Source organism: Bradyrhizobium sp. i1.15.2 (genome assembly GCF_040548425.1).
GTDB lineage: Bacteria > Pseudomonadota > Alphaproteobacteria > Rhizobiales > Xanthobacteraceae > Bradyrhizobium > Bradyrhizobium canariense.
The window spans coordinates 18,730-43,055 of record NZ_JBEPRQ010000025.1; the positions used below are offsets into that span (position 1 = coordinate 18,730).

At 64.6% G+C, this 24,326-nt stretch carries 28 protein-coding genes and 1 riboswitch; of the genes, 10 read left to right on the plus strand and 18 right to left on the minus strand.

Features of this window, described 5'->3' with window-relative positions; genetic code table 11:
• Nucleotides 1-161: 161 nt before the first annotated feature.
• Nucleotides 162-557: a response regulator gene (locus ABIB80_RS30905; protein ID WP_007596883.1), complete on the plus strand. Its 396-nt coding sequence runs from the start codon at nt 162-164 to the stop codon at nt 555-557.
• A gap of 120 nt (nt 558-677) precedes the next feature.
• Here ABIB80_RS30905 and ABIB80_RS30910 read toward each other — a convergent pair whose 3' ends face one another.
• The 9 genes from ABIB80_RS30910 to uvrC all read right to left on the minus strand — a co-directional run bounded on the left by ABIB80_RS30910 (nt 678) and on the right by uvrC (nt 9,460).
• On the minus strand, nt 678-1,532 hold the full coding sequence (locus ABIB80_RS30910; RefSeq protein ID WP_007596875.1) for a TIGR01459 family HAD-type hydrolase: 855 nt from the start codon (nt 1,530-1,532) through the stop codon (nt 678-680).
• Between the two features lie 15 nt (nt 1,533-1,547).
• Nucleotides 1,548-3,023, minus strand: a complete 1,476-nt coding sequence (locus tag ABIB80_RS30915) for an EAL domain-containing protein (RefSeq protein ID WP_007596874.1) — start codon at nt 3,021-3,023, stop codon at nt 1,548-1,550.
• 142 nt (nt 3,024-3,165) lie between these two features.
• Complete coding sequence (locus ABIB80_RS30920; protein ID WP_007596871.1) at nt 3,166-4,296, minus strand: YihY/virulence factor BrkB family protein; 1,131 nt, start codon at nt 4,294-4,296, stop codon at nt 3,166-3,168.
• A gap of 2 nt (nt 4,297-4,298) precedes the next feature.
• Nucleotides 4,299-4,898 (minus strand): hypothetical protein, encoded by a 600-nt coding sequence (locus ABIB80_RS30925; RefSeq protein ID WP_007596868.1) that lies wholly within the window; start codon nt 4,896-4,898, stop codon nt 4,299-4,301.
• 89 nt (nt 4,899-4,987) lie between these two features.
• Nucleotides 4,988-5,947, minus strand: coding sequence for a 50S ribosomal protein L3 N(5)-glutamine methyltransferase (prmB, locus tag ABIB80_RS30930; RefSeq protein ID WP_007596866.1), 960 nt, complete (start codon nt 5,945-5,947; stop codon nt 4,988-4,990).
• Complete coding sequence (locus tag ABIB80_RS30935) at nt 5,947-6,423, minus strand: molybdenum cofactor biosynthesis protein MoaE (RefSeq protein WP_007596863.1); 477 nt, start codon at nt 6,421-6,423, stop codon at nt 5,947-5,949. The genes prmB and ABIB80_RS30935 overlap by 1 nt, the downstream gene beginning before the upstream one ends.
• 3 nt (nt 6,424-6,426) lie before the next feature.
• Nucleotides 6,427-6,678, minus strand: a complete 252-nt coding sequence (moaD, locus tag ABIB80_RS30940; RefSeq protein ID WP_007596861.1) for a molybdopterin converting factor subunit 1 — start codon at nt 6,676-6,678, stop codon at nt 6,427-6,429.
• Nucleotides 6,675-7,292 (minus strand): CDP-diacylglycerol--glycerol-3-phosphate 3-phosphatidyltransferase, encoded by a 618-nt coding sequence (pgsA, locus tag ABIB80_RS30945; protein WP_007596859.1) that lies wholly within the window; start codon nt 7,290-7,292, stop codon nt 6,675-6,677. Before pgsA ends, moaD begins: the two co-directional genes overlap by 4 nt.
• A gap of 98 nt (nt 7,293-7,390) precedes the next feature.
• Nucleotides 7,391-9,460 carry an excinuclease ABC subunit UvrC gene (gene uvrC, locus ABIB80_RS30950; RefSeq protein ID WP_007596858.1) on the minus strand — a complete coding sequence of 690 codons (2,070 nt, stop codon included), beginning with the start codon at nt 9,458-9,460 and terminating at the stop codon, nt 7,391-7,393.
• A 250-nt stretch (nt 9,461-9,710) separates the two neighbouring features.
• Between uvrC and ABIB80_RS30955 the strand changes: the two genes are divergently transcribed.
• Nucleotides 9,711-10,334 carry an outer membrane protein gene (locus tag ABIB80_RS30955; protein WP_007596857.1) on the plus strand — a complete coding sequence of 208 codons (624 nt, stop codon included), beginning with the start codon at nt 9,711-9,713 and terminating at the stop codon, nt 10,332-10,334.
• Nucleotides 10,335-10,404: 70 nt separating this feature from the next.
• On the opposite strand, the gene ABIB80_RS30960 is transcribed toward ABIB80_RS30955, so the two are convergent.
• The 4 genes from ABIB80_RS30960 to ABIB80_RS30975 form a co-directional block, all read right to left on the minus strand.
• Nucleotides 10,405-10,620 carry a cold-shock protein gene (locus ABIB80_RS30960; protein ID WP_007614865.1) on the minus strand — a complete coding sequence of 72 codons (216 nt, stop codon included), beginning with the start codon at nt 10,618-10,620 and terminating at the stop codon, nt 10,405-10,407.
• Between the two features lie 249 nt (nt 10,621-10,869).
• A complete protein-coding gene (locus ABIB80_RS30965) occupies nt 10,870-11,730 on the minus strand; it encodes a 23S rRNA (adenine(2030)-N(6))-methyltransferase RlmJ (protein ID WP_007596855.1) in 861 nt (286 codons plus the stop codon).
• 52 nt (nt 11,731-11,782) lie between these two features.
• Nucleotides 11,783-12,475, minus strand: coding sequence for a ribonuclease T2 family protein (locus ABIB80_RS30970; protein ID WP_007596854.1), 693 nt, complete (start codon nt 12,473-12,475; stop codon nt 11,783-11,785).
• Nucleotides 12,476-12,595: 120 nt separating this feature from the next.
• On the minus strand, nt 12,596-13,060 hold the full coding sequence (locus tag ABIB80_RS30975; protein ID WP_007596853.1) for a hypothetical protein: 465 nt from the start codon (nt 13,058-13,060) through the stop codon (nt 12,596-12,598).
• A gap of 182 nt (nt 13,061-13,242) precedes the next feature.
• Between ABIB80_RS30975 and ABIB80_RS30980 the strand changes: the two genes are divergently transcribed.
• A complete protein-coding gene (locus tag ABIB80_RS30980) occupies nt 13,243-13,536 on the plus strand; it encodes a hypothetical protein (RefSeq protein WP_007596852.1) in 294 nt (97 codons plus the stop codon).
• 44 nt (nt 13,537-13,580) lie between these two features.
• The gene (locus ABIB80_RS30985) at nt 13,581-14,111 is read left to right on the plus strand and encodes a DUF3617 domain-containing protein (protein ID WP_007596851.1); all 531 of its coding nucleotides are present in this window, start codon (nt 13,581-13,583) and stop codon (nt 14,109-14,111) included.
• Between the two features lie 169 nt (nt 14,112-14,280).
• Here the strand turns inward: ABIB80_RS30985 and ABIB80_RS30990 are convergent, their stop codons facing one another.
• Genes ABIB80_RS30990 through ABIB80_RS31000 form a run of 3 tightly spaced genes read right to left on the minus strand, consistent with a single transcriptional unit; the run spans nt 14,281 to nt 16,955 of the window.
• Nucleotides 14,281-15,669, minus strand: a complete 1,389-nt coding sequence (locus ABIB80_RS30990) for an ATP-binding protein (RefSeq protein WP_007596850.1) — start codon at nt 15,667-15,669, stop codon at nt 14,281-14,283.
• Nucleotides 15,670-15,687: 18 nt separating this feature from the next.
• Nucleotides 15,688-16,419: a response regulator gene (locus ABIB80_RS30995; protein WP_035993624.1), complete on the minus strand. Its 732-nt coding sequence runs from the start codon at nt 16,417-16,419 to the stop codon at nt 15,688-15,690.
• Entirely contained in the window at nt 16,416-16,955 is a 540-nt protein-coding gene (locus tag ABIB80_RS31000) for a MarR family winged helix-turn-helix transcriptional regulator (protein WP_007596846.1), read from the minus strand. Before ABIB80_RS31000 ends, ABIB80_RS30995 begins: the two co-directional genes overlap by 4 nt.
• Nucleotides 16,956-17,294: 339 nt before the next feature.
• Here ABIB80_RS31000 and ABIB80_RS31005 point away from each other — a divergent pair, with 339 nt between their 5' ends.
• The 5 genes from ABIB80_RS31005 (at nt 17,295) to ABIB80_RS31025 (ending at nt 21,500) form a co-directional block, all read left to right on the plus strand.
• Nucleotides 17,295-18,377 carry a branched-chain amino acid aminotransferase gene (locus ABIB80_RS31005; protein ID WP_007596844.1) on the plus strand — a complete coding sequence of 361 codons (1,083 nt, stop codon included), beginning with the start codon at nt 17,295-17,297 and terminating at the stop codon, nt 18,375-18,377.
• Between the two features lie 122 nt (nt 18,378-18,499).
• Nucleotides 18,500-19,024 (plus strand): YegJ family protein, encoded by a 525-nt coding sequence (locus ABIB80_RS31010; RefSeq protein ID WP_007596843.1) that lies wholly within the window; start codon nt 18,500-18,502, stop codon nt 19,022-19,024.
• A 50-nt stretch (nt 19,025-19,074) separates the two neighbouring features.
• A complete protein-coding gene (hisS, locus tag ABIB80_RS31015; RefSeq protein ID WP_088941338.1) occupies nt 19,075-20,595 on the plus strand; it encodes a histidine--tRNA ligase in 1,521 nt (506 codons plus the stop codon).
• Between the two features lie 99 nt (nt 20,596-20,694).
• Nucleotides 20,695-20,898, plus strand: a complete 204-nt coding sequence (locus tag ABIB80_RS31020) for a tautomerase family protein (RefSeq protein WP_007596840.1) — start codon at nt 20,695-20,697, stop codon at nt 20,896-20,898.
• 197 nt (nt 20,899-21,095) lie between these two features.
• Nucleotides 21,096-21,500: a thioesterase family protein gene (locus ABIB80_RS31025; protein ID WP_007596834.1), complete on the plus strand. Its 405-nt coding sequence runs from the start codon at nt 21,096-21,098 to the stop codon at nt 21,498-21,500.
• Nucleotides 21,501-21,596: 96 nt separating this feature from the next.
• Here ABIB80_RS31025 and proC read toward each other — a convergent pair whose 3' ends face one another.
• Both proC and ABIB80_RS31035 read right to left on the minus strand, forming a co-directional pair.
• The gene (gene proC / locus ABIB80_RS31030) at nt 21,597-22,421 is read right to left on the minus strand and encodes a pyrroline-5-carboxylate reductase (protein ID WP_007596832.1); all 825 of its coding nucleotides are present in this window, start codon (nt 22,419-22,421) and stop codon (nt 21,597-21,599) included.
• A gap of 200 nt (nt 22,422-22,621) precedes the next feature.
• The gene (locus ABIB80_RS31035; protein WP_007596830.1) at nt 22,622-23,122 is read right to left on the minus strand and encodes a type III secretion system chaperone family protein; all 501 of its coding nucleotides are present in this window, start codon (nt 23,120-23,122) and stop codon (nt 22,622-22,624) included.
• Between the two features lie 387 nt (nt 23,123-23,509).
• Nucleotides 23,510-23,669: riboswitch (FMN riboswitch) on the plus strand.
• Between the two features lie 76 nt (nt 23,670-23,745).
• Here ABIB80_RS31035 and ABIB80_RS31040 point away from each other — a divergent pair.
• Entirely contained in the window at nt 23,746-24,309 is a 564-nt protein-coding gene (locus tag ABIB80_RS31040; protein WP_007596828.1) for a 6,7-dimethyl-8-ribityllumazine synthase, read from the plus strand.
• Nucleotides 24,310-24,326: the final 17 nt, after the last annotated feature.

Below are 24,326 nucleotides of genomic sequence, written 5' to 3' on the forward strand. Positions count from 1 at the left end.
GGGGGGCGGCCGCATCGAAGGTGATTTCAGTCCACCGGGGGCGTTCCCAGTTAACGCGCTGTTTAACGCCTTGGTGCTAGTCCTTGGAGCGTGGAACCGCGGGGCTCCGGCCCGGCAGGTCCGATCGTAATATTTCCTGGGTTTGCGTTGGGGGAGTCGAGATGGCGGTTGATTTGTCGATGTCGGTTCTGGTGGTTGACGACTACAGCACCATGATCCGTATCATCAGGAACCTCCTGAAGCAGCTTGGCTTCGAGAATATCGATGATGCAAGCGACGGTTCGGCAGCGCTGAACAAGATGCGTGGCAAGAAGTACGGTCTCGTGATTTCCGACTGGAACATGGAGCCGATGACGGGTTACGACCTGCTGCGCGAAGTGCGCGCGGATCCGAACCTCGCCACCACGCCCTTCATCATGATCACGGCCGAATCAAAGACCGAGAACGTGATCGCGGCCAAGAAGGCCGGCGTGAACAACTACATCGTCAAGCCGTTCAACGCGGCGACGCTGAAGACCAAGATCGAGGCGGTCTTCCCGGACATGGCGAGCGCGTAAGGCGCGCTCGAAGCCATCGGTTGAATTCGGAAGGCCCGGGCGGTTGTCCCGGGCTTTCTGCGTCTGGTTCGTCGTTCTGGAATCGATGCCCGATATCAAGCCGGAATGACGATCAACTCGCTACCACTTCAGTTCGCGCATCAGCGCCTTTGGCGGATGGCCGAACAATTCCAGCACCGAAGCCGGGTCGAGCTGGTCGAGACCCTCGAACTCCTCGGCATGGATGCCGCGGGTCACGAATAGGCAATCGATGCCGAACTCGCGCGCGCCGGTGAGGTCGGTCCGGACGGAATCGCCGATCGCGAGCACCTTTTTGCGGTCGATCTGGTGGCCCTGGCGTTCGCCGGCGAGCGCCATCGCGCGCTCGTAGATCGGCCGGTGCGGCTTGCCGTAGAAGATCACCTCGCCGCCGAGCTCGCGATAGAGCTCCGCGATCGCGCCGGCGCAATAGATCAGGCGGTCGCCGCGTTCCACCACGATGTCGGGGTTGGCACAAACCAGCGTCAGCTTGCGCTCGCGCGCCTTCAGCATCATGCCGCGATAGTCTTCCGCCGTCTCGGTCTCGTCGTCATAGAGACCGGTGCAGACGATGTAGTCTGCCTCCTCCAGCGGCGCGGTCACCGCATCGAGGCCGCGATAGATCGAGTTGTCGCGCTCGGGGCCGAGCCAGAACATCTTGCGGCCGGGATGGTCGGCGACATAGAGCCGCGTCAGGTCGCCTGACGACACGATCGCGTCGTAGGTCTCGTCGGCGACGCCGAGCTTGCGCAATTGACGCTGCACGGAGTCGGCCGGGCGCGGCGCGTTGGTGATCAGGATGACCGTACCGCCGCGGCTGCGATAGGTGTGCAGCGCGTCGCAGGCTTCGGGGAAGGATTCGAGGCCGTTATGGACCACGCCCCAGATGTCGCTGAGCACGACGTCCACGCCCGCCACGAGTTCACGCAGGCTTTCAGCGAAATGCAGCGTGGTCATGATGCGTGCGGCCGATCAGATGCGGCGCGCGAGCGCGGCGTTGCCGGTGACGCGCTGTGGCGCAGACGCAGCCGATGTCGCGCCCGAGCTGGGTATGCCGGAGCCATTGGATCCCTGAGTGTCCTGTGCCTGGTTCGGCGCGGCGGTAGCAGATGACCCCTCCGGCCGCAATGGCCGGGGCGGCGCGAACAGGAACCCCTGGCCGAACCGCACGTCATAATCGAGCAGGTCGATCACGGCGCGCTCGCCCTCGATCCGCTCGGCGATCAGATCGATGCCGAAGCGGCCGAGCAGGTCGGAGAGGTCGGACGGGTGGATGTCCGAGGCCGAAGCCTGCCTGGGATCGAGCAGGAGCGAGGCCGGCACCTTGATGAAGCGCACGCCGCGATCGGCGAGTTCGCGCGGTTCGATCCGCAAATCGGTGACGTGGTCGATCGAGAAACGGAAGCCGCGCTGGGCGAGCGCGGCGAGATTCTCGGTCTCGGCCAGGCCGAGATTGCGGAAGGTCGATTGCTTGAATTCCAGCACCAGCGAGGGCGCCAGCGCCCGGTTGGCCTCGAGGAAATCGAGGTATTGCGCGAAGGTCGTGGAATTGCCGAGCGTGGAAGCCGCGACGTTGCAGAACACGCCGACCTCCTTGTTGCGTACCATCAGGCGTCGCAGCACCTGCACGCAGCGCAGCATCACCATGTTGTCGATGCGCCCGATCAGGCCGGAGGCCTCCGCAATGCTGATGAACTCCTCGGCCGCCACCAGCTGGTCACGCTCGTCGCGCAGGCGCGTCACGGCCTCGTAGAAGCGGACCTTGCGCTGTGGCAGCGTCACCATCGGCTGGAGGAAGATGTCGATGCGGTTCTCGTCGATCGCGTTGCGGAGCGTCGCCAGCAATTGGGTCTGGTTGCGGCCGTTGGCGGTCTGAACCGGATTGGCGTTCTGGGTCTGGATTGCCGGCGCTGCCGGCCGTGGCGGCGGCGCGGGCGCCTGGGGAGGGGCAGCCGACCGCTCCTCTTCGAACGGGGCCATCAGGTCGAGCGACGCGTCCTGCTCCTGCCTTGCGACCGGAGCTGGGTCCGGGAGCGGCGCGTTGCCGGCCATCAGATCCTCATGAGCCGAGACGGTGGTGGCGAGCTGCCTGACCAATCCGCCGAGCTCGTTGATCTCGCCGACCACCGCCTGAATGCGGTCTGAGTTGGCCGAATTGGAGGAGGCGATGCGTGCTTCGATCGTGGCAAGCCGGCGGCCGAACTCGGCGACCTGGCGGGCGAGATCGGCGGTGCCGCGCGAAAGGTCGGCGATCTGGCCGCCGACGTCGCTGCGGTCGCGCAACCGCATCGACACTGCATTGTAGAGGATCAGGAAGGTCAGCGCCGTTAGCGCCACGATCGCGGATTCGGTTCCGCTGATGCCGGCGACCGCGTAGAGCACGAGCCCGAGCGAGGCCGCGACCAGAACCATGCAGATGGCGATGAAGATCGTCGAAATACGAATCATGCCGCGCGTTACGCCTCAAGAGCTGACTGCCTGACCGGGAAAACACGGGTGGCGTCTCGAACCCGTCACGCCGCATGCTCCCCCAAGCGGCATGAGCTTAACATCATTGTTGATTCGAGGGGATAGCGACCCAATCGCGGACTCAGGATGGCGCCGCAGCGCCGACCGTGTCGGCCGAGACGGCCTCGCGGGTGCCAAGCGGCTTGGGTGCCCCGGTGGTCGTGTCGCGCAGGGTCTGCCGTTCGATCTCTGAATTCAGCTCGGCCCCAAACATGATGACGATCGCCGACATCCACATCCACATCATCAAGCCGATCGCAGCGCCGAGCGAACCGTAGGTCGCATTGTAATTGGCGAACTCCGAAAGGTACCAGGACAGCAGCGCCGAGCCGGCGATCCAGAGGATCGCGGCCGCCACCGCGCCGAGGCTCAGCCATTGCCAGCGCGGGGCATCGCGGCTGGGCGCGAAGCGGTAGAGGACGGCGAGCGCCGCAAGGAGAATGACGAACAGCACCGGCCATCGCGCCAGCGCCACGATCAGCTTGCTTTCGGGCGCCATGCCGAGGTGGTTGAGCGCGAGCGGGAAGGCGACGACGGCGCCCACCATCAGCAGCAGGGCAACGATGCCACCGACCGTGAAGGCCAGCGAGACCGTGTTTAGCCGGATGAAGCTGCGCTTTTCACGCTCCTCATAGGCGACGTTGAGGGCATCGAAGATGGCTTTGACGCCGGCATTGGCGCTCCAGATCGCGAGCACGAGGCCAAACAGGAAGGTGACACCAAGCGTCGCACCGCCGTGCGACACGACGCGCGCCACCTGGTCCTCGACGATCTGGAACGCACCCTCGGGCAGCATCATCGCGAGCGATTGCAGGTTGGAACTGATTGTCGAGGGATCGGCGAACAGGCCATAGAATGAAACCAGAGCTGTGATGGCGGGAAAAATCGCGAGCAGCCCGAAAAAGACGACGCCACCGGCGGTCGCGAGCAGGCGATCCTCGTCGATGCGCTGATAGGTGCGCCAGAGGATGTCCTTCCAGCCTGCCCACGGGATTGCGAACGGGCTTTTCGCGCGGCGGCCGCGGCCGGGCTGCGAGGCTGCGCCCGTCGGGCTCGTTTCCGGCGAATTCGCCTCGCCGTTGCGGTGGTCTTGCGGAGGTCCCGCCCTGACCAGGCCAGAATCCTGGAAATACCGTTCCGCGGTGAGCACGAACACGGTCGTGGCTGCCACTAACAGCCAGCGGTCGAATTGCTCGGCGCGCCGCATACGCATTTTTAGGTATCCGCTCGGTGGCCGTGACGCCGCCGGCGCGCTGCCGTGAGCCCGACCAGCCCAACGGCCGCGAGCATCAGCCCGAGTTGCACGGGCCGGTTGGACCGAGCCGGCCACGTGCTGCCGCCATGTCCTCCTTCATGTCCGCGTTCGCCCGGCGCGAGCGGCGCCAGGGGAATTGTGGTCGCGACCTCCTTCACCGCCTCCTTCACCGTTCCGCGCGGGATGCGCGGGGTGGCGATAGCCACGCGCAGGCGGCTGGCAAGCGGCACGATCGGCTTGGTCTTGCGCTTCATCTGGGCCATGGCCACGCCGGCGCAGGCGGCGGCCAGGACCAGGAGCACGCCGCCGACGGCGCCGAACCCCCAGAATTGCCCGTAATGGATTGCAATCCAGCGGTACAGGGCAATTAGGCCGACGAAGAAGGCTGCGACGACAAACAAGCCCGCAACCGCGAGCAGTCCGGCCGCAGCCGCATACGACGTCATGCGGCCCGTGGCCTGGTTGCTCCGGTCACGGGCATAGGACTGGGCAGCGCGCTTGAGATGGTTGAGCTTGAGCGCGACGCCGGCGCGCAGCAATTCGCCCGATGGCGCAAGCATGCGGTTATCCTCCGAGTGCGAGAAAATTCGTCGGGGATGAACGTGGCGGTATTTGACTTGTTCCGACGAGGTCTGCCCGCCGTGATGGATCAGCCGAGATCGGCGGCCGCGATCCAGAACACTTCGCCCTCTGAGTCCTCGGTGTCGAGCCAGAGCAGCGGTAATTCAGGAAAGGCCTCGTCGACCAGTTCGCGGCCGCGTCCGATCTCGCAGATCAGCCCGCCATCCGGCGTCAGGTGGTCGGGCGCGTCGCGCAGGATCCGGCGCACCACGTCGAGACCGTCGGCGCCGCCGTCAAAGGCGAGCTTCGGCTCGGCCCGGCACTCCGGCGGCAGCGCCGCCATGCCTTCGGCATCGACATAAGGCGGGTTGGTGATGATCAGGTCGTATTTGGTGTCACCGAGCGGGGCGAACAGGTCGCCGCGATGCAGGCTGATCCGGTCATCGAGCCCGTATTCGCCGACATTCCGTCTGGCGACGTCGATCGCGCCCTTGGAGATATCGACGGCGTCGATCGTGGCGTTCGGAAAATGATGCGCGGCGAGGATCGCGAGGCATCCCGATCCCGTGCAGAGATCGAGCACGCGCTCGACGGCGCTGGGATCGTCGATCAGCGAGCCGGCTTCGCCGTCGCCGCCGAAATGCGACTCCAAGAGCTCGCCGATGAAGGAGCGGGGAACGATGACGCGCTCGTCGACATAGAACGGCAGGCCGCGCATGTAGATCTTGTTGACGAGATAGGCGGCCGGTTTGCGCGTGGTGACGCGCTGATGAACGAGATCGATGATGATCCTGCCCTCGGCGGCCGTGACGCGCGCGTTGGCAAAAATCTCGAACTGCTCGGGATGCAGATGCAGGGCTTCACAGACCAGGAAGGCCGCTTCCGCGACCGGATCGGGCGTGCCGTGGGCAAAGGCAAGCTTGGCCTCATTGAAGCGGCTGACCGCATAGCGGACAAAATCGATCAGCGTGAGAAGCTCGCCGCGGCCCACTTTCGCGAGCTTTGGCGCGGCGCGGCCGCGCACGCTCTTTTTGGTCGTTGTTGCCATCAGGATCGGGTCCAGCGTGCGGTTGCTTCGTCGTCGCGGGCTTGGGCCTCGACCCAGCCGGTGCCGGTGGCGCTCTCTTCCTTCTTCCAGAACGGCGCGTTGGTCTTGAGATAATCCATCAGGAACTCGGCTGCCTGGAACGCGGCCTGGCGGTGCTGAGAGGCGGTCAGCACCAGCACGATGTTCTGGCCGGGCATGAACCGGCCGACGCGATGGATCACCGTGACGCCGTTGAGAGGCCAGCGCGAGGTGGCCTCGTCGGCATGGCGCCTGATCTCTTCCTCGGCCATGCCAGGATAATGCTCGAGCGAGAGTGCGGCGATCTTCGCGCTGTCCTCGTCGCCGCGGCAGATGCCGGAAAAGCTCACGACCGCACCGATGTCGGTGCGGTTCCCGGTCAGGACCGCGATCTCGCGCGCGATGTCGAAATCGTCTTGCTGGATACGGATGGTGACGGGGCAGGTGGCGACGGGCATGGCCTAGCCGCCGGTCATCGGCGGGAAGAACGCGATCTCGCGAGCGCCCGCGATCGCGGCGTCCGACTTGACGTGGGCATGGTCGATCGCGGCGCGGATCACCTTCGGCTTCTCGAAGGCGTAGGCGTAGGCTTCGCTTTGGCCGGACAGCCAGGCGATCAGCTCTTCCACGGTGCGCACGGTTGCGGGCGGCTCGATGGTCTCCTCGGCCTTGCCGACGCGCTCGCGCACCCAGGCGAAGTACTTCACCTTCATCCCTCATCCTCCTTGATGAGGTGATGGATGCCAGCGCCGAAATAGTCATAGCCCGTGTACATGGTGAGGATCGCCGAGGCCCAGAGCAGCGCCAGCCCGATCATCGAGACCATGGGCACCACCTCATCGCCGGCCGGACCAGCCAGCAGGAAGCCGATGGCGATGAGCTGAACCGTCGTCTTCCACTTCGCAAGCTTGGTCACGGGCACGCTGACGCGCAGCGCGGCAAGATATTCGCGCAGGCCCGAGACCAGGATCTCGCGGCACAGGATCACGATGGCGGCCCACAGCGACCAGCCGTGAATGATGCCGTCGGCGGCCAGCATCAGCAGGCACGAGGCGACCAGAAGTTTGTCGGCGATCGGATCGAGCATGCGGCCGAACGCCGATTGCTGATTCCAGATTCGCGCGTAATAGCCGTCGAGGTAATCGGTGACCGCAGCCGCGATGAAAATGGCGACCGCAACCCAGCGCAGCCACAGCGGACCGTCCATGATCGACTGTGCGTAGATGCACCCGACCACGACCGGGATCGCGGCGATCCGGCCGTAGGTCAGGATGTTCGGGAGGGACATCGCGCGGCTGGTGGTCCCTCGTGTCGTGGCGATGTTCATCCGTCCTACCAATACCGCTGCAGCCTGAAGGTCAACCGTTCCGCTCCCCAAATGGGGTGCGGGATGCGACGACCATATGACCGCGGCCCCCCTTTATTTCACCCCGGCTGGGGATGGAAATACTCGAAAATCCTGCGAGCGCTCTCGGCGCTCACCCCCGGAACCTTGCCGAGATCGGTGATCGAAGCCCGTTCGATCTCCTTCAGGGTTCCGAAATGGTGCAGCAAGGCACGTTTGCGTGACGGACCGATGCCCGGAATCTCCTGCAAGCCGGCCTCGCGGATGTCCTTCTTGCGCAGCTTGCGGTGCGAACCGATGACGAAGCGGTGCGCCTCGTCCCGCAGCCGCTGGATGAAATAGAGCACGGGGTCGCGCGGCTCCAGCTTGATCGCCTCGCGCTCCGGCATGAACAGGGTCTCGCGGCCGGCGTCCCGGTCCGGCCCCTTGGCCACCGACATCAGCGCCACTTGGGTCAGGCCGAGATTTGCAAAGATTTCCCGGACGGCGTTGAGCTGGCCGCGGCCTCCGTCGATGATCACGAGATCGGGCCATTGCGGGAAGTCGTCGTCCTTGGTTTTGGCCGCGCCCTCTTCGGGCGGGTTGATCAGGCGCTTGAAGCGGCGCTCCAGCACTTCGCGCATCATGGCGAAGTCGTCGCCCGGCGTGATCCCTTCCGACTTGATGTTGAACTTGCGGTACTGGTTTTTCACAAAACCGTCTGGGCCGGCGACGATCATGGCGCCGACCGCGTTGGTGCCCTGGATGTGGCTGTTGTCGTAGACTTCGATCCGCTTCGGCGCATGCGTCAGGTTCAGGGTCGTGGCCATGGCGTCGAGCAGACGGCTCTGCGTCGCGGTGTCCGCGAGCTTGCGGCCCAGGGCCTCGCGCGCGTTGGTGAGCGCGTGGGTGACGAGCTCCTTCTTCTCGCCGCGCTTCGGCGTGGACACCTCGACCTTGCGGCCGGCCTTGATCGACAGCGCGTTGCCGAGCAGCTCGCTCTCCTCGATCTCGTGCGAGAGCAGGATATTCCTCGGCGGCGGCTTGTCGTCGTAGAACTGGGCGAGGAAGGAGCCGAGCACCTCTTCCGGCGTATACGTCTTCTCCGCGCGCGGGAAATAGGCGCGGTTGCCCCAGTTCTGCCCGGTGCGGAAGAAGAACACCTCGACGCATGAGAAGCCGCCCTCCTGGTGGATGGCGAAGACGTCGGCTTCTTCCACCGTGCGCGGATTGATGCCCTGCTGCGACTGGATCGCGGACAACGCAGCGAGGCGGTCGCGGTAGAGCGCGGCGCTCTCGAATTCGAGCTCGCCGGAGGCCTTCTCCATCTCGGCGGCAAGCTCCTGTTTCACCGCATGGCTCTTGCCGGACAGGAAGTCGCTCGCCTCGCGCACCAGGGTCGTGTAGCCGGGGAAGTCGATCTCGCGGGTGCAGGGGCCGGCGCAACGGCGGATCTGATAGAGCAGGCAGGGCCGCGAGCGGCTCTCAAAGAAGGAATCCGTGCAGGAGCGGATCAGGAACGCGCGCTGAAGCGCGGTGATGGTGCGGTTGACGGCGCCGGCAGAGGCGAACGGGCCGAAATAGCGACCGGGCCGCGTCTGCGCGCCGCGATGCTTCAGGATCTGAGGCGCCCAATGGTCGCCCGTGATCAGGATGTAGGGAAACGACTTGTCGTCGCGCAGCTGCACGTTGAAGCGCGGCCGAAGCTGCTTGATGAGGTTGGCCTCCAGCAGCAGTGCTTCAGTCTCGGTGTGGGTCGAGATGATTTCCACGGTAACTGTAGCGGCGATCATGCGCAGGATGCGGGCCGGCTGCGGCGCACTCTGGCGCGCATAGTTCGACAGGCGCTTTTTGACGTTCTTGGCCTTGCCGACATAGAGCACGTCGGCATTCGCATTGAGCATGCGGTAGACGCCGGGCGAGGTGGGAGCGAGGCGGACCGCGCGTTCGATCGCCTCGTGGCCGGTCGCCAGCGGCTCTTCGCCGACGGTGCCGCTCTCTTCCAGGATGTCCGGCAGCCGTGCGTCGTCCTCGTCGTCGCCGTTTGCTGTGGCGGGATCGAGGTCGGGCGGCGCCGCTTCGGTTTCCTGGGCCGGGACATCGGGTGCGTTGCCGCGCACGGGTTTGCGCGTGCGTGCGTCGTCCGGATTGTCGGTGGAATCGTGAACCATGGTGCGAATTTAGGCGCTGCGGGTGCCGATTTGAAGTTCCGGCCGTGCGGCACGCACAGGATGGCGGCGCAGTTCCCGGTAACGCTTGCTTAAGCCTGTTAACAGCCCGGTAACCCGACTTAACAGGCCTTTAACTTAAAACTCTCGATAAATCTTACGCGAAAAAGTGGTGGTTCCGTAACCATGCGGTTTTGCCTCGCGCGGCGGCGCAGGCATCGCACCGGTGACGGCAGTTGCGTTGGAGTGTGTGATGAAGGCGCTCGTTGTGGGCGCAGCCGCGTTGGCTGCAGTCGGCTGGACGGCTTCGGCAGAGGCCGCCGATCTCAATTACGGGCAGCGTGCGCCCTATACGGTCAATCAGCCGCTCAATGCCTATAGCTGGGCCGGCCCGTATCTCGGTGCCAATCTCGGCTATGAATGGGGTTCGGTGAACAACAATCCCGCAAAGCCGTCAGGCTTCGTCGGCGGCGTTCAGGCCGGCTACAATTTCCAGACCGGCCCTTGGGTGTTCGGCGTCGAGGGCGACATCCAGGCCGCCGGTGCCGACGACACCTTCGCGCCGTGGAAGTTCTCCAATCCGTGGTTCGGTACCCTGCGCGGCCGCGCCGGCTATGCCTTCAGCAACGTGCTGTTCTACGGCACGGCGGGCCTCGCCTTCGGCGAGCTGCGCGCGCAGACGTTCGGCTGGACCGAGTCGCACACCAGCGCTGGCTGGACCATCGGTGCCGGCGCGGAAGTCGGATTCGCGCCGAACTGGAGCGCCAAGCTCGAATATCTCTATATCGATCTGTCGACGAGTCAGTTCGCGATTACAGGCGTGTCAAACGGCTATAGCGCCAGCGTTGTGCGCGCAGGCGTGAACTATCACTTCTGATAGCTAAGAAGAAAATACCGGACCAACCTCCCGGCCGCTTGCGGCCGGGATTTTTTTTACGCCAGGCTCGCTAGGGAAGGATGACCAAATCGACCGCCTTCGGCCCCTTGCCCTTCTTGTCCGGTTCGACTTCGAAAGTAATACGCTGTCCTTCGGCAAGGTCCTTCAGTCCGGCCCGCTCCACAGCAGTAATATGTACGAAGACGTCGCGGCCCCCGTCGTCCGGCTTGATGAATCCGTAGCCGCGCTCACCGTTGAAAAACTTGACCGTTCCCGTCATGGCCATCGGGAAACTCCCCCTCATTGCTCCTCCGTCGTGACGCAGACGCACGTCACGATATGACCGGGCCTTACGAAGCCCGGGAGCTGGCCATCCTTGGGCAGACCATTTGGTCCGACTGGATCTTTCTTAGGCCTTCACTCCGCCGCAACCATTCGCGGAAGCGGAACGTAAAGCCAGTCACGGAAACAGCATAATACGGTTCTCCGCAGATTGACCACCGCTCCTGCATATTTTTCCCAAGATGCCGGAGTGTTACGGTCTCGGCACCTCTAATCGGAATCTGGCAGCGCCACCCTGGCCGAGCGGCATTTCCAGCTCGGGCAGGATCGTCTTGAGCTCGCCCTGCAGCGTGTAAGGGGGATTGACGATCAAGAGCCCGGTGGAGGTGAGAGTTGCACCGTCGGCCTGCGGCGCCACGCTGAATTCGAGGCGCAGGCATTTTCCCGGCGGTTTTGCTGCGGCTGCGAGCCGCGCCACTGATTGCACCAGCGCGTCGGTGGCGCGCCGGCTCTTGGCGGGATACCAGATTACATAGATACCGGTCGGCCATTTCGCGAAAGCCGTCGAGAAGGCCTCGCCGAGCTTTTCGAACTCGTCCTTTGCCTCGAACGGCGGGTCGATCAGGACGATCCCGCGCCGTTCCTTTGGCGGCACGAAAGCCGGCAACGCCATCCAGCCGTCGAGGTCGACCACGCGGGCCTGCTCGTCATGGCGCAGCACGCCGATCAGCGCTTTCCGCGCCTTCGGCTCGAGTTCGCAGGCGACGAGGCGATCCTGCGGCCGCATCAGGGCGCGCGCGATCAGCGGCGAGCCCGGATAGGCCTTGAGCTCGCCTTTCGGATTGAAGGCGCGGACGATGTCGAGATAGGGCTTGGTCAGTGCCATGGCGTCGTTCGACAGCCGCGCGTGCATCAGCCGCGCAATGCCCGTCAGCCACTCGCCGCCGCGGCGCGCCTCGTCGCTTTCGAGATCGTAGAGGCCGGCGCCGGCATGGGTGTCGATGACGCGGAACGCGCCCGGTTTGTCCTGGAGATAGGTGATGATGCGCGCCAGCACGATGTGCTTGATGACATCGGCGAAGTTGCCGGCATGGAAGGCGTGGCGGTAATTCATGCAAGAGCACTACGCCACGTGGCGGCTTGAGCAAAGAGGCACGATGCCTGGGCTACCCACCCCGGATCGGCGGCATCGCCACCTGGTCGCGGCGGCAGGCGCGGCGGTCGATCTCCTCGCAGGCGCGGAATTGCAGGTCCTTGCTGAGGCAGATGCGGACTTCCGATAGCCGCGTCCGGTTGCAGGTGATCGAGACGGCGGCATTGCTGAGGCCCGGATTGGCCTTGATGAAGGCTTCCTCCACCTCCGCCGGCGCCACGGTCTTGGCCTGCGACAGATCGAGATATTCAGCCGGAATCTTGATCGCGGCGCGCGCCTTCCGGATCGTCTCGAAATAGCTGCGGTCGGCGAGCCCCGAGCAGGTGCCGTGCTTGTCCCATTCGTTGAAGATCAGACCCGGCGCCGGCATCAGATCGAGCATGGAGGAGACGATGCTGCGGTTCAGCCGCGGCGAGGGCCGCTGGCAATATTCCGGAAAACCGTTCTCATATTGCGGCCACAGACCATGCACCACGAAAGCGTAGGGCCGTCCGCTGCACTGGGTCTGCGAGCGGCCGCCGCGCTCCGCCGCCTCCTCGCAGAAGGAGGGCGACCACGACAGCGACAGCACATAAAAATCGAATTCGCCGGGCGTGTTCTGCCGCTTGTCCTGGGCCTTGGCACCGCCGGCCAGCGCAGCCAGCCCGGCTGCAAGCGTCAGCGAGATCATCAGGCGGGAGAAAAAATGCAATCTGGAATGAAACATGGCGACGCCCCTCAACTAGACTGTGCAGAAGAGCCTAGCAGGCGGTAAGAACATTTCAAGAACAAAATTCGGACGACCGTCGTTCGGCCGCCTGATCGGTCCGGATCAGAACTTTTGCAATTATTGTTTGGCGGCGCGGCAGGCCGGGTTGTAGGCCCAGTTGCGGTCGAGCCCGACCACACACCATTCGACGCCCTGGCCGTAGCCGGCGAAGCCGCCATCCTCGACAATCGAGAAATGCACCTTGCGCAGCTTGCCATCCGTGAGCATAGCCTCGCCGGTGCAATAGCGGCGCGGGATGTTGTCGGACGCCCAGGGCCGGAACGCGGTCTCGTGAACGGCGGAGAAGCCGGTGATCTTCAACGAGGAATTCCAGAACGAGCTTTCTTTCTCCCAGAACTGGCTGGCGATCGTCGGCAGCGCCCTGTCGCATTCGGAGACGTTGCCGTCATAGCGCGGCCCGCTCAGCCAGAAATTCAGCTCCAGCGGATTGGCGGCCCTGGCCTCACCGAGCGACAGCGCCCCGAACAGGAGGCCGAGCACGGCGGCAAAGCGGAGCGATTTCAGGAAGGTCGAGGCGCGCATGGGCAATCCAGACAGCATGATCTGCGAGGGTCGGACGGTGCCGCGAAGGCCGGGGGAGGTCAAGTGCAGCGCGGCAACACTTGCCGACGAGTTGACCGCAATGCTGCACCAGAGGGGTCTTCGGTTCTTTCCACCGCCGCGCCGGCACCGTAAACTGCCACCAACCAATCGGAGTGACGGGAATGCGAATCATTGCGGCCGCGGGCCTACTTGCCTTGGGTATGATGGCGAGCCAGTCGGCGCGCGCCGATCTCCTTCCGGTGCCTCCGTTCAAGGGCAACGACACCGGCGGTATCATCGCCTATTCGATGGCAACCCAGGTCGATGCGCGGCAGGTCGCGGTCGATCACTGCGCGCGCTACGGCAAGGTCGCCAAATTCCTGGCGATGCAGGCCTATGAGGGCGGCTACATCTCGTTCTCCTGCCGCTGGGTGCCTTATGGCGCGGCCGACCAGCCGATCCGCACGCTCTACTGAGGCGCTTTCGCAGCGCCGCTACCTCTCAGCCGGGAGCTTCCCACATGACGCGCAAACTCGCTTTGCTCGGCTCCGCCCTTTGCCTCGTCGTGTCGGCAGGCAGCGCCCGCGCTGACGACCTGCCGGTGCGCAAGGCGGGCCTGTGGGAATTGAAGATGGTCAGGACCGGCACGCCGGTGCCCGAGATGACCATGCAGCACTGCACCGACGAGACCGTCGACAAGGAGATGAACAACAACGTCTCCCCGATGGCCAAGCAGATTTGCGCCAAGCAGGACATCAAGAAGACCGCGACCGGCTATGTCAGCGATTCCGAATGCAATGTCGCCGGCATCAGCACGACCTCGCATGCCGAGATCACCGGCGATTTCAATTCGGCCTATACAGTGAAGACGTCGTCGCACGCGCAAGGCGGCGCCGCCGGCGCAGCAGGCCGCGACACGACCCTGCAGCTCGAAGCGAAATGGCTGGGGGCCTGCAAGCCGGACCAGAAGCCCGGCGACATCGTGATGCCCGGCGGCTTCAAGATGAACGTGCGCGACATGGACAAGCTGAAAGCGCTGTTGCCGAAGTAAGACTCTTCCCTCTCCCCTTGCGGGAGAGGGTGGCTCGCCGCGTAGCGGCGAGACGGGTGAGGGGTCTGTCTCCGCGTGTGACTCTTTTCGCTTTTGAATTCGCGGAGAGAGACCCCTCATCAGGCGCTTCGCGCCACCTTCTACCACAGGGGGAGAAGGGAAGAGGCAGCTACACCGGTATCCGCACGCTTGCTCTCAATCCGCCCATCGGGCTGTCGCCAAGGGTGATGTCGCCGCCGTGCGAACGGGCGATGTCGCGGGCGATCGCGAGGCCAAGACCCGTGCCGCCTTCGTCCTGGTTGCGGGCGTTGTCCAGCCGCAGGAACGGCTTGAACACCTCTTCGCGTAAGTGCGCGGGAATGCCCGGGCCGTCGTCGTCGACTGTCACGGTCAAATAACGGTGATCGCGCTGGCCGGTGATAGCGATGGCCTTGCCGTAGCGGGCGGCGTTGGTGACGAGGTTGGCGAGGCAGCGCTTGAACGAGGCCGGCTTCACCGTGACCACGGGCAGTCCGTTGAACGCGACCGTCGCAATGTGGCCGTGGCGCTCGGCGTCGCTGCGCAGCTCCTCGAGCGCCTGCGCCATGTCGGTCGGCTGCGACTGCTCGCCGGAATCGCCGCGGGCGAACGCGAGATAGTCCTCCAGCATCATCGACATCTCGTCGACGTCCTTGCGCATGCCCTCCATTTCGGGGCTGTCGCCGATCAGCGCCAGCTCGAGCTTGAACCGCGTCAGGATCGTGCGCAGATCGTGGCTCACGCCGGCGAGCATCGCGGTGCGCTGCTCCATCGTCCGCTCGATGCGCGACTTCATTTCGAGGAAGGCGACCGACGCGCGCCGCACCTCGCGCGCGCCGCGCGGACGGAAATTCGGCGCCTCGCGGCCCTTGCCAAAACTTTCGGCAGCGTCGGCAAGTCGCAGGATCGGCTTGATCTGGTTGCGCAGGAATAGCACCGCGACGATCAGCAGGATCGAGGACGTGCCGACCATCCAGAACAGGAAGATCTCCGAGTTCGAGGCATAAGCCGCGCTGCGCTGTGCGAACACGCGCATCACGGCGTCGTCGAGCTGAATCCGGATCTCGACCAGGTTGGAGCGGCCGACCGTATCGATCCAGAAGGAGCGCCCGATCTGGCGGCCGAGCTGCACTGACAGCGTCTGGTCGAGCAGCGAGAAGAACGGCTTGGGTCCCGGCGGCGGCATGTCGCCGGCCGGGAGGAAATCGACGACGAGGCCCAGGCGCTGCTGCGCGATGCGGCGGATCTGGTCGCGATCCTTGTCTTGCGGATAGCCCTTGTAGACGTCGATCAGCGCGGCGATGTCTTGCACCACCGCGGCCGACAGGCGCCGTGTCACCGTGTTCCAGTGCCGCTCCATGAACACGAAGGCGACGACCGATTGCAGGATCACCATCGGCACGATCATGATCAGCAGCGCACGCGCGTAGAGGCCGGTCGGCATCCAGCCCTTGAACGCATTGCCCATCCAGCCATTGGCGGCGGAGACGCGGCCGGCGGCGCTCTTCAAAAGCGTCAGGCCGCTATCGATCGTGCTCATCGGTGGCGCTTTACTGCTTTATGGCGAGGCTACCAGCCGGTAGCCAATCCCGCGCACGGCCTGGAGGAACAGCGGATTGGCGGGATCGGTCTCGATCTTGCGCCGGAGGCGGTTGATCTGCACGTCGACGGCGCGCTCGTTGACGCTGCCATTGCCGGTGAGCGCGCTGCGCGGCACGGTCTCGCCCGGTGTCTCCGACAGGATCCGCAGCATCTCGCGCTCGCGGTCGGTGAGGTGAATGACGTCTTCGCCCTGGCGCAATTCGCCGCGCTCGAGGTGATAGATGTACGGGCCAAACGCGATCTTCTCCACTGCAGCGGCCTGCGGCGGCGGCGCAGCGCGCTTGAGGATGTTGTTGATGCGCAGCGCAAGCTCGCGCGGCTCGAACGGCTTTGCGACGTAATCGTCGGCGCCGATCTGCAGGCCTTCGATGCGCGCTTCGGCTTCATGCCGCGCCGTCAGCATCACGATCGGCACCGAGGACGAGGTCCGGATGAAACGGGCGAGATCGAAGCCGGTCTCGCCGGGCATCATGACATCCAGGATCAAGAGGTCGAAGTGCAGGCCCAAAAGCTTGGAACGGGCGTCGCTGGCGCTCGCGGCGGTCGAGACGCGATAGCCTTCGCCGGCAAGGAAGCGCGAGAGCAGATCGCGGATGCGGCGGTCGTCGTCGACCAGCAGGAGATGCGGGGCATCGTCGGCGGGGCGTGCCGGCGGGCGTGCGAGCGTTGCAGCGAGCGGCACGGTCACTCCTTGTCCTGATTGACGGTGGCAAAGATCGTCTCCAGCACCTTGTCCGGATCGTCGCGGTCGATCATCGCGCGCAGGAAGCGCTTGACGGTCTCGGCATCCTGCGGCGCCATCTCGGCGAGTGCCTTGGTGATGCGCGTGGTCTGCAGGCCGGCGAGCTTCTGCACCAGCGCCTCGCCCTTCGGTGTCGCAAACAGCAGGCGTTGGCGGCGATCATTGTCGCCGGTCTTCTGCACGATATAGCCCTCGTCCAGGAGCTGCTTGAGCACCCGGCCGAGCGATTGCTTGGTGATACGCAGGACGTCGAGGAGGTCGGCGACCTTGAGGCCGGGATAACGATAGACAAAGTGCATGACGCGGTGATGGGCCCGGCCGAAGCCGAACGCCTCCAGCTCCTGGTCGGGATCGCCGACGAAATCGCGATAAGCGAAGAACAGCAGTTCGATGATATCCCAGCGCAAATTGCCTCCGTCGTCTGCGGCCGGCCGCGGCCCGGCAGCGTCTTGAGAAGGAGTCGCGAAATTTATGTCAGGCATATTGACGTATCTTGGTCTCAATGTTACAAAACGATCAGCCCGCACGAAATTTTAGATCGTTTCGCGTCGGGTGGGCATCGAAGCAAGGCCGCCGCAGTGGGCCGGACGGGCGGCGACGGCCGGAGCAGATCTACCGTGCGATTGTCGAACGGCATTTCGGCAAAACATACTGGACTTCCGTCTTCCGCAAAAGCATGTCCTCGGTGACATGCTGGCCACGGAAACCGGCCGTAACAAGGCTGGCGGCGGTCCGGCCAGAAACCAATCGAGCCAGCCGGGCCCAAATCAGGGCAGGTGGGTGCCACAACGGCACCGCCACCGGCAGCGGGAGGCAAGGACATGAGCATGAAATTCGACATCCAGCCCGCATCCAATCCGACCCCCGAGAAGGATCGGGTCGCCAAGCTGGTCGATCCCGGTTTCGGGCGCGTCTTCACCGACCACATGGCGGTGGTCCGCTACAACCAGGCCAAGGGCGGCTGGTACGAGGCGCGTGTCGAGGCCCGCGCCAATTTCCAGATCGATCCGGCCGGCGCCGTCCTCCACTACGCCCAGGAAATTTTTGAAGGCCTCAAGGCCTACAAGCGCGACGACGGCGGCGTGAACCTGTTTCGCCCCGACGCCAATGCACGGCGCTTCAAGGACTCGGCGGACCGCATGGCGATGGCGCAGCTCCCCGAAGACGTCTTCATCGAGGCGGTCGAGCAAATCGTGCGCATCGACCGCGCCTGGATGCCGGGCGGCGAGGGCAGCCTTTACCTGCGCCCCTTCATGATCGCGAGCGAGACCTTCCTCGGCGTCAAGCCGTCGTCCGAATACATTTTCGCGGTGATCGCCTCGCCGGTCGGCTCCTACTTCAAGGGCGGCCCTGCGCCGGTCTCGATCTGGGTGTCCGAGAATTACACGCGCGCCGCGGTCGGCGGCACCGGCGCCGTCAAATGCGGCGGCAACTATGCCGCGAGCCTGCGCGCCCAGGCCGAAGCGATCCAGCACGGCTGCGACCAGGTCGTGTTCCTCGATGCGATCGAGCGCCGCTATATCGAAGAGCTCGGCGGCATGAACGTGTTCTTCGTGTTCGACGACGGCTCGCTCTCGACCCCGCCGCTCGGCACCATCCTGCCCGGCATCACCCGCGATTCCATCATCGCGCTGGCCAAAGATGCCGGCAAGACCGTGCGCGAGGAGCCGTACTCGCTCGACCAGTGGCGCAAGGATGCGGCAAGCGGCAAGCTGAAGGAAGCGTTTGCCTGCGGCACCGCCGCCGTGATCTCGCCGATCGGCACGGTGCGCTCGGTGAGCGGCGATTTCGAGATCAGCGGCGGCGCCGCGGGCCCGGTCGCCATGGGCCTGCGCAAGCAACTCGTCGACATCCAGTACGGCCGCACCAACGATCCGCACAACTGGATCCGCAATCTGTCTTGATTTTTGCCCTCTCTCTCCCCGCGCGCGGGGAGAGAGAGGCGCCATGAACGCGACACGATGATCGTGCGACAAAGTCCGAGACCTCGAATACTCGAACATCGAGTCATCTGGACATCGCGATCATGGCATCCACTCTTCCCCAACCCCTGAAATGGGTCGTTCTCGCCGCGATCACCGGCGTCACCGTCTTTGGCATTCTGACCATCGGCCCCCAGCCGGATGTCTCCGCTGAGGGACGTTCGCCCGTTGTCGACGTGCGCACCACCGATCCGGAGATGAACACCGCGATCGCGCGCGCCCGCGGCACGCTGCCGACATTCTGGGCCTCCTATGAGGCGCCGAAGCCGTCGGAGACAGGGCATGCCCTGAAGGTGCACTTTTCGACCCGCAAAGGCGGTGAGCACATCTGGATGGCCGAGGTGAAGAAGATACCCAACGGGGCCTATTCCGGCCTCTTCGCCAACGAGCCACGCGATCTGCCCGGCAAGCGGGCAGGCGACAAGGTCGAATTCACTGAAGCCGACATCTCGGACTGGATGTTCATGCGCAACGGCAAGATCGTCGGCGGCGAAACCATCAAGCCAACGCTGAAGTCGTTGCCGAAAGCGGATGCCGACGCGCTCCGGGCGCGGATGGAGCAGCCGTAAGAGCCTACCCGGCAGTTGCCGCCTCGCGCGTCGGCTGGTAAATGCCGCGCATGGCCGAAAAATCCAAAAAACCCCAGAAACTGAAGGCGCGCCTGCCGCGCGGGCTCGAGGATCGCGATCCCGCCGCGATCCGGGCGACGCGGGAGATGGTGGAGAAGATCCGGACCGTCTACGAGCTCTACGGGTTCGAGCCCGTGGAAACGCCGGCGATGGAATACACCGATGCGCTCGGCAAGTTCCTGCCCGACCAGGATCGTCCGAACGAGGGCGTGTTCTCGTTCCAGGACGACGACGAGCAGTGGATCAGCTTGCGCTACGACCTGACCGCGCCGCTCGCGCGCTACGTTGGCGAGCGCTACGGTACCGACGGTCTTGTATTGCCCTATCGCAGCTATCGCGTCGGTTACGTCTTCCGCAACGAGAAGCCCGGCCCCGGCCGATTCCGCCAGTTCATGCAGTTCGACGCGGACACGGTGGGCTCGGCAACACCGGCGGCCGATGCCGAGATCTGCATGATGGCGGCCGACACGATGGAGGCGCTGGGCGTTGCGCGCGGCTCGTATGTCGTGAGGGTGAACAATCGCAAGGTGCTTGACGGCGTTCTGGAAGCAATCGGGCTCGGTGGCGAAGAGAACGCAGCACGCAGACTGACCGTGTTGCGCGCGATCGATAAGCTCGACAAGTTTCCCGCCGAGGAAGTTCGCAAGCTGCTCGGTCCCGGCAGATGGGATGGCGGCGAAGAAGGCAAGGGCGACTTCACGAAGGGCGCCAATTTGAGCGCGTCGGAAGCTGACGTCGTTCTCGCCATCACCAAACCGCACGACGACTGGAAAGAGGCGATCGCCGCGGCGGAAACCTATCTCGCCAAGAGCGAAGTCGGTCAGGCCGGCGTGAGCGAGCTGGAAGAAATCGCCAAACTGGTGACGGCTTCGGGATACGGCGCAGACCGCATCCGCATCGATCCCTCCGTCGTGCGCGGCCTCGAATACTACACGGGCCCTGTCTACGAGGTCGAACTGCTGCTCGAGACCAAGGACGAGAAGGGCCGTCCCGTCCGCTTTGGCTCCGTTGGAGGTGGCGGCCGTTATGACGGCCTCGTCTCACGCTTCCGCGGCGAGCCGGTGCCGGCTACCGGATTCTCGATCGGCGTGTCCAGGCTTCAGGCCGCGCTGACGCTGCTTGGCAAGCTCGACACGAAGCCAGAGTTCGGCCCCGTCGTTGTCACCGTGTTCGACCGCGACCGCGTCGCCGACTATCAGAAGATGGTCGCATCGTTGCGAACCGCCGGCATCCGTGCCGAGCTCTATCTCGGCAATCCCAAGAACATGGGCAACCAGCTCAAATATGCCGACCGCCGCAAAGCGCCCTGCGTCATCATCCAGGGGTCGGATGAAAAAGCGCGTGGCGAAGTGCAGATCAAGGATCTGATCGAGGGCGCGAAGGCGGCGGCCGCGATCGCTTCCAACCAGGAATGGCGGGAGAGCCGCCCGGCGCAGTTCTCGTGCAGCGAGGCCGACCTCGTCGCCAAAGTGCGCGAGGTGTTGGCGCGCCATGACGTGAGCTGGGGCTAGCTATTCGCTGGTGCGCCATGCCCGGGCTTGTCCCGGGCATCCACCTCCTGTTTGATGACGACCGTCAATGGCCGGTGTGCGGCCCAAGGGAGAGAAAAAATGCCTGAGATCACTGTCAGCATGGCCGTGGGCCGCACCGACGAGCAGAAGGCCGGCATGATGCGCGACATCACCCAGGCGCTGGTGAAGAATCTCGGCGTCGATGCCGACGCCGTCGTCATCCAGATCAACGAAGCCCCGCTCGCCCATAAGATGAAGGGCGGCAAGACGTTCGTGGAGCGCGCGGCGGCTGCGAAGAAGTAGCCATCGCTGTAGCTGCAAACGCAACTGTCGTCCTGGCCTAGTGCGCAATTGCGCACGGGGGCCAGGACCCATTACCCCAAGCGGCAGTTGTTGCAGCAGGTCGAGTTCAGACCGCGCATAAAAGTGTTGTGTCGGGGTAATGGGTCCTGGATCGGCGCTCGCTTTGCTCGCTTGTCCAGGACGACGGGGGAGGCCCCATGGACGCACGCGACTTCATCAAGGCCGGCATGAGCGCCGAGCGCACGCTGGTGGTGCCGGTGGAGCGCACGGTCGGGCATTTCGTGCCCGGCATGCCGATGGTCTATGCGACGCCGATGATGATTCTGGAAATGGAGATGACGTCGGGCGATGCGATCCGTAGCGTCCTTCAGCCCGGCTGGGTCACCGTCGGCACCGAGGTCGACATCCGCCATCTTGCAGCAGCTCTCGTCGGTGCGACGGTGCGGACTACCGCGAAGGTGGTCGCGGTCGAGCGCCGCGTCATCCGCTTCGAGGTCGAGGCCTTCGAGGGCTCGCGAAAACTCGGCGAAGGCCGCCACGCGCGCGGGCTCATTAATGTCGCGATGTTCAACAAGCGGCTGGCTACAGGCTCGAAATCGTAGGGTGGGCAAAGGCGCCTAGCGCCGTGCCCACCATCTTTCCGCGGCTGCATTCGAATTGGTGGGCACGCTTCGCTTTGCCCACCCTACGGCACTTCCTTACTTCGCCAATTCCTTCGACCGCTTCGTCGCCGCCGCGATCGCGCGGATCATCAGCTCGCGCAGGCCGGGCTCACCCATCAGCACGCCGAGCGCCGCGGCCGTGGTGCCGCCGGGCGAGGTGACGTTCTGGCGCAGCGTGCTCGACGGCAGATCCGATTGATGGAGAAGTTCACCCGAGCCGGCGACGGTTTGGCGCGCGAGTTTTGTCGCGAGCGCCTCGGGCAATCCCGCCTCGACACCGGCGCGCGCGAGCTCTTCGGCCAGCAAAAACACATAGGCCGGGCCCGAGCCGGACACCGCGGTCACCGCGTCCATCAGGCTCTCATCGTCGACCCATTCGACCGAGCCGGTGGCGCGTAGTAGCGCATCGGCCACCGCGCGTTGCTGTGCGCTGACATTGTTCGCGGCGACAGCCACCGTGATGCCGCGACCGATCGCGGCCGGTGTGTTTGGCATCGCGCGCACCACAGCGCCGCCGCAGACCTCCTCGAGGGAGGCGATCGTGGTTCCCGCCATGATCGACACTACCGCGGTCTTGTCGGAGACGAACGGCTTCAGCTTGGCGCCGGCCTCGCGGAACATCTGCGGCTTCACCGCGACCACGAGCGTCTCGACCTGGCCCGCCGTCGTCACGTCGGGATTGAGCGCAATCCCCTTGGCGGCAAGTGCGGTGATCTCGGCCGAGATGTGAGGATCAATCACCGCGACGCGGCGCGGGTCGAGCCCACCCGAAAGCCATCCGGTCAGCATCGCGCCGCCCATCTTGCCGGCGCCGGCGAGCAGGATGGTGCCGGTGATGTTTTGGAGAGTGCTGTTCGCCATCGCTGTCGCCACCGCCGTCGTCCTGGCCTAGTGCGCAATTGCGCACGGGGGGCCAGGACCCATTACCACGGCTGGTTCTAGTGGAAGGATGGCAGGGCAACAAGCACCGCGAGACACGGAGAGACCTCGCGATATGGTCCTGGCTTTCGCCAGGACGACGATGAGGAGGGAGGTGTGGCTCCCTCACTTGCTGAGAGGCCTTAAGCCTCGCCCACCGTGTCGAACATGGCCGCGTCCATGGCTTCCGCCGTGGACTTGCCGGCCCACACCACGAACTGGAACGCCGGGAAATAGCGTTCGCAGGCGTGGATGGCGCCGGCGAGCATGGCTTCGCACTGGCCGGTGGAGGCGATGAGCCCGCCCGGCAGCACCAGGGCCTGCCGGTGCATGATCATGCCGGTGGTGGTCCACAGGTCGAAGTGCCCGACCCACAGCTGCTCGTTGACCGCGGCGACGAGCCGCTGGACCTCAGATCGCCGCGCAACCGGAATCTTCATGTCGAATGCGCAGGCCAGATGCAGCGCCTCGATCTCGCCCATCCAGGTGAAGGAGATCTGGTAGTCGGTCCATTGTCCCTTGGAGACAATCGTGAGTTCGTCTTCGCCGGAGCGTTCGAACGGCCAGTTATTGCTGGCAGCGATATCCTCGACCACCGCGAGCGGATGGTTTTTGGAATCGATAGTGCCTTCGAGCAGGGACATGCCGTCTCGACCTCTTGCCTTTTTGTTGTCTTTGATACGCACGCGGTTGGTCCGGCGCGCGCTCCCTTAAATTTGCTAAGGCGATCCGTTCGGATCAGCGCGGGCTTGTCGCGGATCAACTGATGTGATTTGCGGAATCTGCGCAACTGGCTGCCGAGTCCGTCCACAAGTCAGGACTCGTTCGTCCACAGCTCATCTCGGCCACAATTATTAACGGGAAGAACAAATCGGAATCGGATTCGGCGGCCGCCCCCGATCGTTAATTCCGCGGCGTGCCCCCTGGACCGCCTTCGCGGTATGGGACCATGCGATTTTCCCATGCGGAACCCGCTTGCCGCGGCCCCGAACCGGCGTCATATTTCGGTCAGGCCGTTCATTCCGGACGGCCGATGTTCTCAGGGCGGGGTGAAAGTCCCCACCGGCGGTAAGGGCCGTAAGGCCCAAGCCCGCGAGCGCCTTCCTCAAAGCCTGTTGCTGCGGGGAAGGGTCAGCAGATTCGGTGCAACTCCGAAGCCGACGGTTAAAGTCCGGATGAAAGAGAACGGTCGGTGGCAGACGCATCGCAGGATGCGGCTGTTTGTCGTTCCGTGTGCCCTGATTCTGGTCCTTAACTGAGGAAAGCCATGAATCAGATGTTGCAAGATCCCCAAGCCGAAACCTCCCAACCAACCCAAACGCCACCGCCGGTTCCACAGGACCCGGCGCCCGACCACCCGCGCTTCGCGAAACCGCAGCGGGTGGCCTTCGTGCAGGCCTGCTGGCACCGCGACGTGGTCGAGGAGGCCCGTATCGCCTTCGTGAAGGAGGCAGAAGCGCGCCACCTCAATCATGTCGACGTGTTCGAGGTGCCGGGCTCGTTCGAGATCCCGCTGCATGCGCAGATCCTCGCCAAGACGCGGCGCTACACCGCGATCGTCGCGGCCGGCCTCGTCGTCGACGGCGGCATCTACCGCCATGAATTCGTCGCCGACACCGTGATCAAGGCGTTGATGGACGTGCAGCTGCGTACCGAGGTGCCCGTGTTCTCCGCGGTGCTGACGCCGCAGCAATTCCACGAGACCGAGGTGCACTACGATTTCTTCCGCAGGCATTTTGCGATCAAGGGCGTCGAAGTGGCGGCCGCCTGTGCGGAGACATTGCTCGGGCTCGAACGCCTGCGCGGCCAGGTCGCCGCGGGAATCGTGTAACGCCGCGCAACGACCAT